This is a genomic window from uncultured Roseobacter sp., from assembly GCF_947501835.1.
In the GTDB taxonomy this organism is placed as follows: Bacteria; Pseudomonadota; Alphaproteobacteria; order Rhodobacterales; family Rhodobacteraceae; genus Roseobacter.
The window spans coordinates 712,712-726,816 of record NZ_CANMXR010000001.1 but is presented as its reverse complement, the minus strand read 5'-3'; the positions used below and the strand labels follow the sequence as shown (position 1 = coordinate 726,816).

General features: G+C 59.7%; 13 protein-coding genes. 6 read left to right on the top strand and 7 right to left on the bottom strand.

The features are described from left to right. Nucleotides 1-21: 21 nt before the first annotated feature. Nucleotides 22-609: a GNAT family N-acetyltransferase gene (locus Q1A20_RS03525; RefSeq protein ID WP_299915930.1), complete on the bottom strand. Its 588-nt coding sequence runs from the start codon at nt 607-609 to the stop codon at nt 22-24. A gap of 45 nt (nt 610-654) precedes the next feature. On the opposite strand from Q1A20_RS03525, the gene Q1A20_RS03520 reads away from it, so the two are divergent. The 6 genes from Q1A20_RS03520 to Q1A20_RS03495 all read left to right on the top strand — a co-directional run bounded on the left by Q1A20_RS03520 (nt 655) and on the right by Q1A20_RS03495 (nt 7,593). Then, on the top strand, nt 655-2,022 hold the full coding sequence (locus Q1A20_RS03520; RefSeq protein ID WP_299915928.1) for a 1-acyl-sn-glycerol-3-phosphate acyltransferase: 1,368 nt from the start codon (nt 655-657) through the stop codon (nt 2,020-2,022). Nucleotides 2,023-2,170: 148 nt separating this feature from the next. Next, a complete protein-coding gene (ccrA, locus tag Q1A20_RS03515) occupies nt 2,171-3,451 on the top strand; it encodes a crotonyl-CoA carboxylase/reductase (RefSeq protein WP_299403494.1) in 1,281 nt (426 codons plus the stop codon). A 372-nt stretch (nt 3,452-3,823) separates the two neighbouring features. Then, nucleotides 3,824-4,543, top strand: coding sequence for a LuxR family transcriptional regulator (locus Q1A20_RS03510; RefSeq protein ID WP_298970325.1), 720 nt, complete (start codon nt 3,824-3,826; stop codon nt 4,541-4,543). A 115-nt stretch (nt 4,544-4,658) separates the two neighbouring features. Then, entirely contained in the window at nt 4,659-5,297 is a 639-nt protein-coding gene (locus Q1A20_RS03505; protein ID WP_298970323.1) for an acyl-homoserine-lactone synthase, read from the top strand. 53 nt (nt 5,298-5,350) lie between these two features. After that, nucleotides 5,351-6,895 carry an AAA family ATPase gene (locus tag Q1A20_RS03500; RefSeq protein ID WP_299403500.1) on the top strand — a complete coding sequence of 515 codons (1,545 nt, stop codon included), beginning with the start codon at nt 5,351-5,353 and terminating at the stop codon, nt 6,893-6,895. Further along, the gene (locus Q1A20_RS03495; protein ID WP_299915924.1) at nt 6,892-7,593 is read left to right on the top strand and encodes an SDR family oxidoreductase; all 702 of its coding nucleotides are present in this window, start codon (nt 6,892-6,894) and stop codon (nt 7,591-7,593) included. The genes Q1A20_RS03500 and Q1A20_RS03495 overlap by 4 nt, the downstream gene beginning before the upstream one ends. Before the next feature lie 30 nt (nt 7,594-7,623). On the opposite strand, the gene Q1A20_RS03490 is transcribed toward Q1A20_RS03495, so the two are convergent. The 6 genes from Q1A20_RS03490 to Q1A20_RS03465 form a co-directional block, all read right to left on the bottom strand. Beyond that, nucleotides 7,624-8,382, bottom strand: a complete 759-nt coding sequence (locus tag Q1A20_RS03490; RefSeq protein WP_299915923.1) for a TIGR02186 family protein — start codon at nt 8,380-8,382, stop codon at nt 7,624-7,626. Next, nucleotides 8,382-9,296 (bottom strand): sulfite exporter TauE/SafE family protein, encoded by a 915-nt coding sequence (locus Q1A20_RS03485; protein ID WP_298970315.1) that lies wholly within the window; start codon nt 9,294-9,296, stop codon nt 8,382-8,384. The genes Q1A20_RS03490 and Q1A20_RS03485 overlap by 1 nt, the downstream gene beginning before the upstream one ends. A 96-nt stretch (nt 9,297-9,392) precedes the next feature. Beyond that, a complete protein-coding gene (locus tag Q1A20_RS03480; protein WP_298970313.1) occupies nt 9,393-10,361 on the bottom strand; it encodes an ABC transporter permease in 969 nt (322 codons plus the stop codon). Further along, nucleotides 10,361-11,455 carry an ABC transporter permease gene (locus tag Q1A20_RS03475; protein ID WP_299915921.1) on the bottom strand — a complete coding sequence of 365 codons (1,095 nt, stop codon included), beginning with the start codon at nt 11,453-11,455 and terminating at the stop codon, nt 10,361-10,363. The genes Q1A20_RS03480 and Q1A20_RS03475 overlap by 1 nt, the downstream gene beginning before the upstream one ends. 3 nt (nt 11,456-11,458) lie before the next feature. Next, a complete protein-coding gene (locus Q1A20_RS03470; RefSeq protein WP_299403512.1) occupies nt 11,459-12,985 on the bottom strand; it encodes an ABC transporter ATP-binding protein in 1,527 nt (508 codons plus the stop codon). A 64-nt stretch (nt 12,986-13,049) separates the two neighbouring features. Further along, entirely contained in the window at nt 13,050-14,048 is a 999-nt protein-coding gene (locus Q1A20_RS03465; RefSeq protein WP_298970307.1) for a BMP family ABC transporter substrate-binding protein, read from the bottom strand. Between the last annotated feature and the right edge of the window lie 57 nt (nt 14,049-14,105).

The window sequence follows — 14,105 nt, the reverse complement described above, 5'->3', positions numbered from 1 at the left end:
TTGCGGCGAAGGCGGTTATTCTCAGGTATCGCGCCAAAGCATCTGTGTGGCAGCATCAAACCGAAATAAATACCGAAACAGACCCGTCGTTTCGGTCTTCTGCGGCTCGAACCCTCGTTTGATGTAGAGCGCGCGGGCGCGCGGGTTGCCGTCAATGACATCCAGCCTCACACCGGATTTCCCCAAGGCGCAGGCTTCCGTCTTGATCGCCTCCAGCAGGGCTGTGCCCAGACCGAGACCACGGGCGTTTTCTGCAACGCAAATGCCGTCCATCAAAAGGATACCCGGATCAAGGTCACGTTCGAGGATCGACAGAACCGTCCCGCGCCACAATCCACCCCAAGCACCATAAATCGCCCTGATGTCTTCGTAGGTGGCGCCGACCAAGGCCCCTTGCCGCGTCTTGAACCCGGCAACGCCCAGAATGCTACCCGCCTCATCGCGCGCGACAAGGGCGAAGTCCGGGTTGAGAACGCGGCACAGGAACCGTTTTGCCCTGACATCCGGTCCCAGGACACGTCCGAGCTTGAACCCGAAAGCCTGCCAGTAAAGTGTTGCAACGGTGCTGCGTTCATGCGGCGCAAAGCCCCGAGAGATCGCGTATTCCATCCTTTTAATATTGTTCTTGCCCTCCGGTCCTGCAAGGGTCGGCCCATGACGCAGGTCGTTGAACTTCCCCTTTGGCTCTTTGTGCTGATTGTGCTCTTTGCGGCCGTCACCTTTGCCTCCCACTTTTTGTTTCCCTCCGTGCGGTGGTTTTTCCGGCGTCGGCTGGAACGCGCGGTGGCGCGGCTGAACGAACGTCTGACCCGCCCGATCGAGCCGTTCAAGCTGGCCCGGCGCTACGACATGATCCAGCGCCTGATCTATGACCCTGAGGTGACCCGCGAGATCGTCAATCACGCCAAGGCCAATAACGTGCCGGAAAACGTGGCCTTTGAAAGGGCGCGGGTCTACGCGCGCGAGATCGTGCCGAGCTTCAGCGCCTTTACCTATTTTGGATTTGGCACGCGTCTGGCGCGCCTACTGGTCCGGTCGATCTATTCTGTCTGGACGGGGCCAAAAAACGACGAGGTGATCCAGTCCATCCCCAAGGACGCCACTGTGGTTTTCATCATGAACCATCGCTCCAATATGGATTACGTGTTGGTGACCTATCTGGCGGCGCAAACCTCCGCCTTGTCCTATGCAGTCGGTGAATGGGCGCGGGTCTGGCCGCTGAGCCGCCTGATCAAGATGATGGGCGCCTATTTCATCCGGCGCAAGTCGCGGGGCGGGCTCTATCGCCAGGTGCTGGCCCGATACGTCCAGATGGCGACCGCAGGCGGTGTGGCGCAGGCAATCTTTCCCGAAGGCGGGTTGAGCCTGAACGGGCGATTGATGCCGCCGCGCATGGGCCTGCTGACCTATGTTTTGGAAGGGTGTGATCCCGAGGGGCGCGATGTTGTCTTTGTCCCGGTGGCCATCAATTATGATCGTGTGCTCGAAGACCGGGTGCTGATCGCGGCAGCGGCGCGGGGGGATCGCCGATTTGGCGCGCGTATTTCGGTGGTGGTAAAATTTATCCTCGGGAAGTTCTGGCAGGGGCTGCGCGGGCGGATCACGCGTTTCGGGACAGCTGCCGTTGTCTTTGGCGAGCCCCTGTCGCTGCGCAGCTTTGGTGCGGATGAACCCGTTGAGACCCTGGCGACGCGTCTTATGCAGCGGATAGAAGATGCGATGCCTGTTCTTGCAGTGCCCTTGGTGGCCCATGTAATGTCACAGCAGACGGGGCCGATGTCCCAGGAGGATCTGACAGCCCAGGTGCAGGAGGCGGCGACATCTGTCAGCGATCAAATGCCAAACGACACATCGCAAAACCTGCCGCAAGCTGTCGCGCAGGCGTTGATGCAGATGAAGAAACACCAGGTGATCGAGGAAACTGCCAGCGGCTGGCAGGTGATCCCGGATCAGATGAATGTCTTATCGTTCTACGCGAATTCGATCACGCACCGCTTTCGGGATGATGCGACCGCAGCATAAATTCTGCGACTGCTCGGTCATAAAATTACAAAAATGAAGCTCAAGATGTTGCAATATTGCGCAACAGTGCCTATTCAAACCAAGTAGCGCCGCGATTCTGCATTGCGGCATGTTTGAATGGGTACGACGATCTACGCTGGAGATTGACATGGCACTGGACACGAGCATTGCGCATTATGAGGCGCCGGAAAAGGACCTCTATGAGATGGGGGAAATGCCCCCAATGGGCCATGTGCCCAAACAGATGTACGCGTGGGCAATCCGTCGCGAACGCCACGGTGACCCCGATAAGGCGATGTTGCAGGAAGTTGTGGACGTGCCGGAACTCGACAGCCAGGACGTGCTCGTTCTGGTGATGGCCGCAGGGGTCAATTACAATGGTGTCTGGGCCGCGCTTGGCGTGCCGATCAGCCCGTTTGACGGTCACAAGCAGCCCTATCACATTGCCGGTTCCGATGCCTCTGGCATTGTCTGGGCGGTGGGTGACCGCGTGACACGCTGGAAGGTCGGCGACGAGGTGGTCATCCACTGCAATCAGGACGATGGCGACGACGAAGAGTGCAACGGTGGTGATCCGATGTATTCCCCGAGCCAGCGCATCTGGGGATATGAAACCCCTGACGGATCCTTTTCGCAGTTCACCCGGGTGCAGAGCCAGCAGCTGATGCCGCGGCCCAAGCATCTGACCTGGGAAGAAGCGGCCTGCTATACGTTGACGCTCGCAACCGCCTACCGGATGCTGTTTGGACACGAGCCGCACGATCTGAAGCCGGGCCAGAACGTTCTGGTTTGGGGCGCATCGGGTGGCCTGGGGTCTTACGCAATCCAGTTGATCAATACTGCAGGTGCCAATGCCATCGGGGTAATCTCGGACGAAAGCAAGCGGGAATTCGTGATGGAATTGGGCGCCAAAGGCGTCCTGAACCGCAAGGATTTCAACTGCTGGGGTCAACTGCCCACGGTGAACACGCCTGAATATGCTGAGTGGTTCAAAGAGGCGCGCAAGTTCGGCAAGGCGATCTGGGACATCACGGGCAAGGGCGTGAATGTGGACATGGTGTTTGAACACCCTGGAGAATCCACCTTCCCGGTGTCGACCTTTGTGGTGAAAAAGGGCGGCATGGTCGTGATCTGCGCGGGGACCACCGGCTTCAACCTGACGTTCGACGTGCGCTATATGTGGATGCATCAGAAGCGCTTGCAGGGCAGCCACTTTGCCCATCTCAAGCAGGCTTCGGCAGCGAACAAGCTGATGCTGGAGCGGCGCCTTGACCCTTGTATGTCCGAGGTTTTCACCTGGGCTGACCTGCCACAGGCGCATATGAAGATGATGCGCAACGAGCATAAACCGGGGAATATGTCGGTTTTGGTGCAGGCGCCAACGACAGGTTTGCGCACGTTTGAAGACGCTCTTGAGGTGCGTCGTTAACACCTTTACGAGTCGCTTTTACACAGACTAACGCCCGCGAATCAGGTAATGGTTCAGCGGGCGTTTCCCGTTATGCGTGTGTCGCTCTTTAGTATCAATGGGTTACAAATCCGACACTCACTATTTCTGGGGAGTAAATAACTGCGAATTTTCAGCGCCTGTTAGTACATGTTATGGTTGTGTTAATCATTCATTAACCTTTAAGAGGCGAGTCTGCTATGCGAAGTGATTGGATTTTGGACGTTCTGACGGACTTGAAAACGTTTGCGACTGCAAACGACTTGCCGGTACTTGCCGAGCAGTTGGATGACACCGCAATTGTTGCTCTTGCCGAGATCGCCGCTCTTCACGATAGGACGCAAGGCACGGTAAATGGCAACGAACGCGACGGTGGAGGAGGTTTTGGCGGAGCTGGAGCAGGCGGACACGCTTGAGGCCATCCAGGGAGCTATACTTGAGCTTCAGAAATACTTTCAGGTCGACAACATGGTGTACCATTGGGTCGACAGCGCCGGGGAACAATATGGCTACGGCACCTATCCTCTGGAATGGGCCGCGCACTATCAGGAACAGAATTATATCCGCATCGATCCGGTCATTGCCGGATGTTACAAACGCTTCCATCCGGTCGATTGGAAAAAACTGGATTGGTCGGGCAAGGCGGTTCGCGCTTTTCAGGCAGAGGCAATCGCGCATGGCATCGGCAATCAGGGGTATTCAATTCCGATCAGGGGCCCTAATGGGCAGTTCGCCCTCTTTACCGTGAATCACACCTGCGAGGATGCAGAATGGGAGGAATTCACTGAAACGAACCGGCGCGAGCTGATCCTGATCGCGCATTATTTTAACCAAAAGGCGCTCGAGTTCGAACCGAATCGAACGCCCGAACAATCGCAGCCGCTGTCACCGCGTGAGATCGACGCCATGACGCTGCTGGCGATAGGCTATAGCAGAGCGCAAGTTGCTGAAACGCTTTCGATTTCTGAGCACACGCTGCGCGTCTATATTGAAAGCGCACGCTTCAAATTGGGGGCGTCAAACACCACGCACGCGGTCGCCAGAGCGCTCAGCCGCGGGCTTATTGTCGTCTAAATTAGCGCAATCCGAGGAGCCAATCGTTACCACCACGCACGTGCGGGTTGGCTGACGTTAAACATCCTCAAGGTAATCCTTTGTTCACGCCTCGACCTGACCAAAGGAATTTCAAATGCTCCGTTACATCTACGCAGATCAGCTCAATCAATATCCGAAACTTGCAAAGACGATGTTTAAAGATCGCGCGGATCAATTCAAAACCAGATTGGGGTGGGATGTGTCCGTCGATGGCGCGGGTTTTGAGCGCGATGAATACGATGCGATGAATCCGCTCTATGTCATCTGGGAAATGCCTGACGGCACGCATGGCGGCTCCATGCGCTTCCTGCCGACAACCGAACAGACGATGGTCAACGACCACTTCACGCATTTGATGGGCGGTGGCACCATCACCAGCCCGGCGATCTGGGAGTGCACCCGTTTTTGCCTAAACCGTGACGCTCCAAGCCGTGTTGCCGCAGCACTGATGCTCGGCGGAGGAGAGATCATGAACGGTTTCGGTGTTCGGCACTTCGTTGGTGTCTTCGACGCCCGGATGGTCCGCATTTACCGTATGATCGGTTCTTCTCCTGAAGTGCTGGGCAGCGAAGGAAAAGGCCGCGATGCGATCAGCATTGGCTTGTGGGAATTCGCCCCGGAGGCGCAGGCCAAGGTTGCGACCCGCGCAGGGGTTTCTCTGGAACTGTCGCGCCTGTGGTTCGAACGCGCTTTTGGCCAGGCATCTCAGCGCACTCTGGCCTGCGCGGGCTAATTCCACGCCCATCACATCTGGTCCCTGACGCGCGGCCCCTGTAGGGTCGCGCCATGAACATTCCCGCGCTGACATTTTCGGACGATCAGGCTTCCGCCTTTGACAGCGTGACGGATGTTTTGCGCAGTGCGGGCATCGATCTGGATGACCAGCTGCTGACCCCCCCGAAAAGCGCTGCCACCTCTGTCATGGCGATCACGGGCAAGGCCGGATCCGGCAAAACGCTGTTGTTGGCGGAGCTCTACAAGGCGCTGGAAGGGGCAGGGGTTGAGGTTGTCTCCGGCGATTACGAATCTCGCAAGCGGCGCGATAAACGGACCTTGGCAATTCTGGCACCAACCAACAAGGCCGCCAGTGTCCTGCGGCTGCGGGGGGTTCCCGCCACCACCATCCACCGCATCCTCTATACGCCGGTTTATGATCCGGAATACGAGCGTCTGGCCGAATGGCTGGCAACAGGAAGTGACGAAAGGCCCGAGATTGAAGGGCTGACAGACATCGCGCTTGATCGTGCGGTGGCTTTTTACGCGACAAATAAATCGATCCCCGGCGCGCTGGCGGCCGCGGGATTGAGGGGGTCCGATTTCATCACCGGGTGGAAACGTCGCGAAGAGCCGTTGGATATTGGATTCGTTGACGAATCCTCGATGCTCGATGACAAGCAGTTCGAAGATCTGAAAGAGATCTTTCCCACCCTTTTGCTGTTCGGTGACCCGGCGCAGCTGGCGCCGGTCAATCAATCCGGGACGATGGTTTTCGAAAAACTGCCCGAGACCCGCGTGCTGAGCCTGAGCCGCATTCACCGGCAGGAAGCGGACAACCCGATCCTCGACCTGGCCCATGCGCTGGGGGATCCCGATCTTGGGTTTGAGCAATTTGAGCGGATGGTGGAACAGGCGGCGGCCCGCGATGAAAGGGTTGTCTGGGGCCAGCGGGTCGAGGTGGATCTGATGGCGCGCAGCCCGGTGCTGGTCTGGCGTAATGCCACCCGCATCCGGCTGATCAATGCGTTCCGGCAGGTGCATGGCGCGCCGGAAGACGCGCTGCTCGAAGGTGAGCCGCTGATCTGTGACGGGCTGGAACTGCCGCTGAAACATCGCAAAAAACGGCTGGATCTGGAGGCGCGGGGCCTGATCAAGGGCGCACAGGTGATCTATCTGGGCGAGGGGCGCAAACCCGGCTTCAGCCGGTTGCATGTGATGGGCGCGGAGGATCCGCAGGTCTCAGCCGCATCGATTGTGAAGATCGAAAAACCCGACGAAGAAGAGCCCTTTATCCCCTTTGCTGCGCGCATGGGTGCGACCTTCCTGCACGGTGCCGCGGTCACGATACACAAGGCACAAGGCAGCCAGTGGGATACCGTTCAGGTTTTTGCGCCCGACCTTTATGCCGCGGCACGTATGGGCCGCTCAGAGGCCGGGCAGCCGTTGTGGAAGCGACTGGCTTATGTCGCCATCACCCGCGCGCAGGAACGGCTCATCTGGGTTGTGCGCAACCGTCTGTCGATGCCAACGGGACCGTTGCAGGTGGACGACTTGCGCGCGTTGCCCGCAGCGCCTCTGACGCTGGCGGAACCCCAATCGGAGGATCACACATGAAATCGATCATCATCACCGGGGCAAGCTCCGGCATTGGTCATGCCACGGCCGAGATGTTTCTGGACGCAGGCTGGCGGGTAGGCCTCATCGCGCGCCGTGCCGACCGTTTGGAAGCGCTGGCGGATCAGTATGACACTGCCGTGCCGCTGCCTGCCGACGTGACAGATGCAGCCGGGATGCAGGCCGCTTTTGAGGCCTTTGGCCATCTGGACGTGCTGTTCAACAATGCCGGGCTCTTCGGGCCTGCGGCCACGATTGACGAGATCGACCTGGATGCCTGGACGCAGGTGATGCAGGTCAATATCGGCGGAATGTTCATCGCCGCGCGCCTGGCCTTTGCGAAAATGCGCGCGCAGGAGCCGCAAGGGGGCCGGATCATCAACAACGGATCGCTTTCGGCCTATGTGCCGCGCCCGAATTCCGTCTGCTACACAACCACCAAACACGCGGTGACGGGGCTGACCAAGACCTTGTCACTAGATGGGCGTCCCTTCGGTATCGCTTGCGGGCAGATTGACATCGGAAATGCGGAAACTGAGCTCTTGGCACAATTGAAGAAATCGCAACCCGGCACGGATACCATGCATGTGGAAAATGCGGCGCGGTCGGTGCTGCACATGGCGCATATGCCGCCGGAGGCCAATGTCCAGTTCATGACGGTGATGGCAACGAATATGCCCTACATCGGGCGCGGGTGATCAAGGGTGGGCTTTCAGGCCACCCCGCCCTCAGGCCCGGAAGATGCGGAAGACAGCAGAGGCGGCCCAGCCCGCGGCGATGGCAATCCCAATCGACATGATCCCGTAGAGCAGAGCATTTTCGCGTGACATTTTGAAGAGCCAACGCTCCAGCCCGACTTTGCGCACATAGATGCTGGTCTGGTACTTCGAGACGACCTTGCCGCCGCGCGTGAGGAAAATGCGGGTTTGGTAGTCGCCCTCGGTCAGGGCCGCGGGCAACTCGATTGCGGTCCGGAAGAGGGTTTGTTCGTCAACGCTGACCGTCCCCTCATTGAGCTGGTATTGATTGGAGCGCGACTTGATCCGAATCAGAGCATCGGTGAAACGAGTGGCGTCCGCGATCGTATCTGGCGCACCAACCGACCGGATGGCGCGGGGGATCGACACCCGGTGGCGAAGGTCCTCTGTATTGCTCAGCGAAAGACCCAGTGCCGTGCTGGTCGATACGGCGTAAAAGCTGGGGGCGCGGTCGATTTCTACCGCATCGGTGTTCACCCAGATGCCCAGGACTTTTTCCTTACGCCGAACGGTAACTGTCTCGTCTGGGCCAGCCACCGTCACGATGACCTGCAGCCGCGGGTCATCCGGGATGGGGGCCTCGCGTTTGACAGCCCCGAAGACCAGGATTTCCGATCCGTCAAAGCTGGTGTTGATGGAGACGGTATCCTTACTCAGCCCCAGCACGATGTCCTCGGCGGCCGCGGGTAGCGTGACGAGCAGTACGAAAACAAGGACCAGCGCGCGCATCAGTGACCGTCCGACGCGCCGACAGAGTAGAGCTCTGACGGCATCAAAAGCAGATCCAGCGCCAGCTTGCCGCAGACGGCGAGCACCATGATCGCCAGCAGAATGCGCAGCTGTTCCGCCTTCATCTTCACGCCGATGCGCGTGCCAACCTGCGCCCCGATCACGCCGCCAACGAGCAGCAGAACCGCAAGCACGATATCAACTGTAAAGTTGGTTGTGGCATGCAGCAGCGTGGTAAAGGCGGTCACGAAGATGATCTGGAAAAGCGAGGTACCGACGACCACCTTGGTGGGCATACCCAGCAGGTAGATCATCGCGGGCACCATGATAAAGCCGCCGCCGACGCCCATGATGGCCGCCAGAATACCAACCGATACCCCGACCAGGAGGGGCGGGATCACGGAGATATAGAGGCCCGATACGCGGAACCGCATCTTGAAGGGCAGGCCGTGGATCCAGTTGTGTTTCTTGCGTGCAGGCGGTTTGCCGGATTTGGTTTTGCGGATCGCGTTCAGGCTTTCGATGAACATCAGCCCGCCGATCACGCCCAGAAACACCACATAGCAAAGCTTGACCAGCAGGTCGACCTGACCCTGCGCCTTGAGGTAGTTGAAGACGACCACACCGAGGGCTGCCCCGACCAACCCGCCGATGAGCAATACCGTGCCCATCCTGAGGTCCACCGTCTTTCGTTTCAGATGGGCCAGCACGCCGGAGAAAGAGGAGGCCACGATCTGGTTCGCCTCAGTGGCAACCGCAACCGCAGGCGGGATGCCGATGAAGAACAGCAGCGGGGTCATCAGGAAGCCACCACCAACACCGAACATACCGGACAGAATGCCCACAATGCCGCCAAGGCCCAGCAACAAGAAGGCGTTGACCGAAACTTCGGCGATAGGGAGGTAGACTTGCATGACCCCTGTTAGAGCACAGGCGTACCTAAAATCAATGCCCCTTGCTGCCCTGCAGCAATCAGGACCGACACAATGCGCAAATCTGGCCTTATGCGCCTAACGTTCTTTCACGTATGGTTCACCGCCCGCGCGTGGCGGGATCGCCTTACCGACGAACCCGGCTAGGATGATGACGGTCATTACATAGGGCAACGCGCCCAGCAGAGCCCCCTGCACCTTGATGCCGAAAATCGCCTGGATCACATCAGGGCGGGTTTCCAGCGCGCCGAAGAGACCAAAGAGCAGCGTGGCATAAAGCGCGTACCAGGGCCGCCATTTGGCAAAGATCAAGGCGGCCAGGGCGATGAAACCGCGGCCCGCTGACATGTCTTTGACAAAACCCGCCTGAAGCGCGGTGGAGAGATAGGCACCCGCGATCCCGCAGAGCAGACCGCAGATCATCACGGCGGCATAGCGCAGGCCGACAACGGAGACACCGGCGGTATCCACGGCTGCCGGATTTTCACCCACGGCCCGCAGGCGGAGCCCAAAACGGGTGCGGAAGAGGATCCACCAGGTCAGCGGAACCATGGCAAAGGCGATGTAGACAAGGATCGAGTGGCCGGAGATCAGCTCCCGGTAAATTGGCCCGATCAATGGCACGGAACCAAAAGCTTCGGCAAAGGGCAGGGTGATTGGCTCAAACCGCGCGCCGCCCATGAGCGAGGGCGTACGCCCGCCCTGGCTGAACCAGTCCTGCGCGATCAGAACCGTCAACCCGGCGGCGAGGAAGTTGATGGCCACGCCCGAGATCAGCTGATTGCCGCGGAAGGTAATCGAGGCCAGCCCATGCAACAGGCTGAAGGCCATCGAAGCGGCGATGCCCGCCATCAAGCCGATCCACACCGACCCGGTGAGGGCCGCAATGGCGGCGGAAAAAAATGCGGCCGCCAGCATCTTGCCTTCCAGCCCGATGTCAAAAATCCCGGCCCGTTCAGAGAACAACCCGGCAAGGCAGGCCAACAACAGCGGTGTGGCCAGACGGACGGTGCTGTCGAGCAATTGGATGAGGGTGAGAAAATCCATCAGGCATCTCCCCGGCGCAGCATCAGGAACAGCCGCTCCAGCGGCATGCGCACCATGTTATCGAGCGCCCCGGTGAACAGGATCACCAGCGCCTGAATGACAACGATCAGCTCGCGCGGGATGGAGGTCCACAAGGCCAGCTCGGCACCGCCCTGGTAGAGGAACCCAAAGAGAATGGCGGCCAGAAAGACGCCAAAGGGATGGCTGCGTCCCATCAGCGCCACGGCAATCCCGATAAACCCTGCACCCTCGACCGCGTTCAGGACCAAGCGTTCGGCTTCGCCCATCACGTTGTTGATGGCCATCATGCCCGCCAGCGCCCCGGAAATGATCATCGCGATCATGGTGATGGCCACGGGCGAAATGCCACCGTATTTGGCGGCGGGTTCCGATTTGCCATAGCTGCGGATTTCATACCCGAGCCATGTGCGCCAGAGCAGGAACCAGACGAGTACGCAGGCCAGAAGCGCAATGACAAACGTCACATTGGCCGGGGCCGCCTTGGAGAAATTGACGCCAATCGGCGCGAGCATCTCGTGCAGGGTGGGCAGGTGAACCGTTTCGGGAAAGCGCGCGGTGGCCGGGTCCATGCTGCCCGGCGGGCGCATCACGTTCACAAGGACATAGTTCAACACGGCCGCCCCGATGAAGTTGAACATGATGGTGGTGATCACGATGTGGCTGCCGCGCTTTGCCTGCAAAAAAGCCGGGATCGCCGCCCATGCCGCGCCAAAGAGGGCTGCGGCCACCGTTGCGCCCAAAAGCGCAAGCGTCCAATGCGGCCAGGGGATCAGCAGGCAGGCCAGTGCGACACCCAGGCCCCCCAGCATCGCCTGACCTTCGCCACCAATGTTGAAGAGCCCCGCGTGGAAGGCGACGGAAACCGCCAGCCCGGTAAAGAGGAAATTGGTCGCGTAATAGAGCGTGTAGCCCCAGCCATAGGTGCTGCCCAGAGCGCCGGTGACCATCAGGTTGACCGCCTCGACCGGGTCCTCGCCAATCGCAAGGATCACCAGCGCGGAGAGGATGGCGGCCAGCACCAGCGAGATCAGGGGTACGAGGATGACCTCGGCCCATTTTGGCATCACTTCCATCGCTCAGGTCTCCATACCGGCCATCAACAGGCCGAGTTCTTTCTCATCGGTCTCTGCAGGCAACCGCTCACCCATGATGTGCCCGTCGAACATCACCGCGACGCGGTCGGCGAGGCCAAGGATCTCCTCCAGCTCCACCGACACCAGCAAGATGGCCTTGCCCTTGTCGCGCAGGGCGACAATCTGCTGGTGAATGAATTCTATGGCCCCGATGTCCACGCCGCGCGTGGGCTGCCCAACCAGCAGCAGATCAGGGTTGCGTTCGATTTCCCGCGCCAGCACGATCTTTTGCTGATTGCCGCCAGAGAAGTTCTTCGCCGCCAGTGCCGGGTTTGGCGGGCGCACGTCAAACCGTTCCATCTTGGCCTCGGTATCGGCGCGAATGGCCGCGTTGTTCAGCAGCATACCGGACTGATACCCGGGATCGCGATGATAGCCAAAGGCGGTGTTCTCCCAGGCGGAGAAATCCATGATCAACCCTTCGCGCTGGCGGTCTTCGGGCACATGCGCGATGCCCCGTGCCCGGCGGGTACGCCCGTCTGATTTCGCACCGCTCAGATCAAGCGGCTGGCCGCTGACCTGGATGCTGCCGGTGCCATCGGCATAGCCGCCCAGCACTTCGAGCAGTTCGGATTGTCCGTTGCCCGCGACCCCGGCAATGCCGACGATTTCCCCGGCGCGCACCTGCAGATCGATGCCTTTGACGCGCTCGACGCCCTTTTCGTCAACGACGCGCAAGCCTTTGATATCAAGCACAACCTCGCCCGGTGTCGCCGGGGTCTTGTCGACGCGGAGCAGGACCTTGCGGCCCACCATCAATTCCGCCAGCTCTGCCGGGGAGGTGTCGGAGGTCTTGACCGTTGCCGTCATCTCGCCGCGCCGCATGACGCTGACGGTGTCGGTGGCCTCCATAATCTCGCGCAGTTTATGCGTGATCAGGATGATGGTTTTGCCCTCTTCGCGCAGCCGGTCGAGAATGCGAAAGAGCTTGTCGGCCTCGGCGGGGGTCAGCACGCCGGTGGGCTCGTCCAGAATGAGAATATCCGCCTGCCGGTAGAGTGCCTTGAGGATTTCGACACGCTGCTGCATGCCCACGCCAAGATCTTCGATTACCGCGTCCGGATCGACGTTGAGCCCGTATTCATGCTCCAGCTCCAGCAGCGTCTTGCGCGCCTTGGCCAGTGACGGTTTCAGCAAACCACCATCTTCTGCCCCAAGGATGATGTTTTCGAGCACCGTGAAATTTTCCACCAGCTTGAAGTGCTGGAACACCATGCCGATGCCCGCCGCAATCGCCGCCTGACTGTCGGGGATTTCGGTCTTCTTGCCGCTGATGAAAATTTCGCCCTTATCGGCTTTGTAAAAGCCGTAGAGGATCGACATCAGGGTGGATTTACCCGCGCCGTTCTCGCCAATAATTCCGTGGATCGTGCCGGGCATGACCCGGATCGAGATGTCCTTGTTGGCCTGTACGGGTCCGAAGGCCTTTGAAATGCCTTTGAGTTCAATCGCCGGTGCCTGCTCGTTCATGCACCACCCCCTTCGTCTTGCATAAGCCACGCCCACGAGGGGCGCGGCTTATGTTTTTCAATGCTTAGAATTGCAGCGCGGGGCAGCTGTCATTCGCGTAGTAGGAGACAACCTCCAATTCACCGTCGATGATCTTCTGCCGCGCGTCGTCCACGGCGGCCTTCATTTCGTCGGAAACCAGCGGTGCGTTGTTATCGTCCAGCGCGTAGCCCACGCCTTCTTCGGCAAGGCCCAGGGTGAAGACGCCGGTTTCAAGGTCGGCCCCGGCTTTCAGCGCGTCATAAACGGCGACGTCCACGCGCTTGAGCATGGAGGTAAGCACTTTGCCCGGATGCAGGTGGTTCTGGTTGCTGTCCACACCGATGGAGAGCACGCCTTCGTCCGCAGCCGTCTGCAGAACGCCCACGCCCGTGCCGCCCGCCGCGGCATAGACCACGTCAGCGCCCTGGCTGATCTGAGCTTTGGTCAGTTCGGACCCCTTCACAGGGTCATTCCACGCCGCAGGGGTCGTGCCGGTCATATTGGCGATTACTGTGGCGTCAGGTTTCACGGCCTTCACACCCTGTGCGTAGCCGCAGCCAAAATGCCGGATCAGTGGAATGTCCATCCCACCGATGAAACCGACGGTGTCGCTTTCCGACGCCATGCCCGCCATCATACCGACGAGGTAGGAGCCTTCGTGCTCGGCAAAGCCGATCTGGCGGACGTTCGGCGTGTCGAGCCAGGTCACGTCGATCGCCACGAATTTCGTGTCCGGATAGTCAGGTGCGACGGTGGCCAGCGGATCGGCCATGGCAAAGCCCATGGTGATGACCGGATTGGCGCCAGCGTCGGCAAAGCGGCGCAGCGCCTGCTCACGTTGGGCCTCGGATTGCAATTCAATCTCGCGGTAGGTGCCGCCGGTTTCCTCTGCCCAGCGGGAGGCACCGTTGTGCGCGGCCTCGTTGAAGGACTTATCGAACTTGCCACCAAGATCGAAGATCAGCGCGGGCTCGGCCAGTGCCGCGCCCGCCGACAAGGCCAATGCCGCAGTTGCGCCAAGAAGTTTATGCATAAGGGTCATTCAGGTGTCTCCCAGGTTGTGATTTTGGAGCGCTTGCGGAGCTTTTCACAGCCCTTC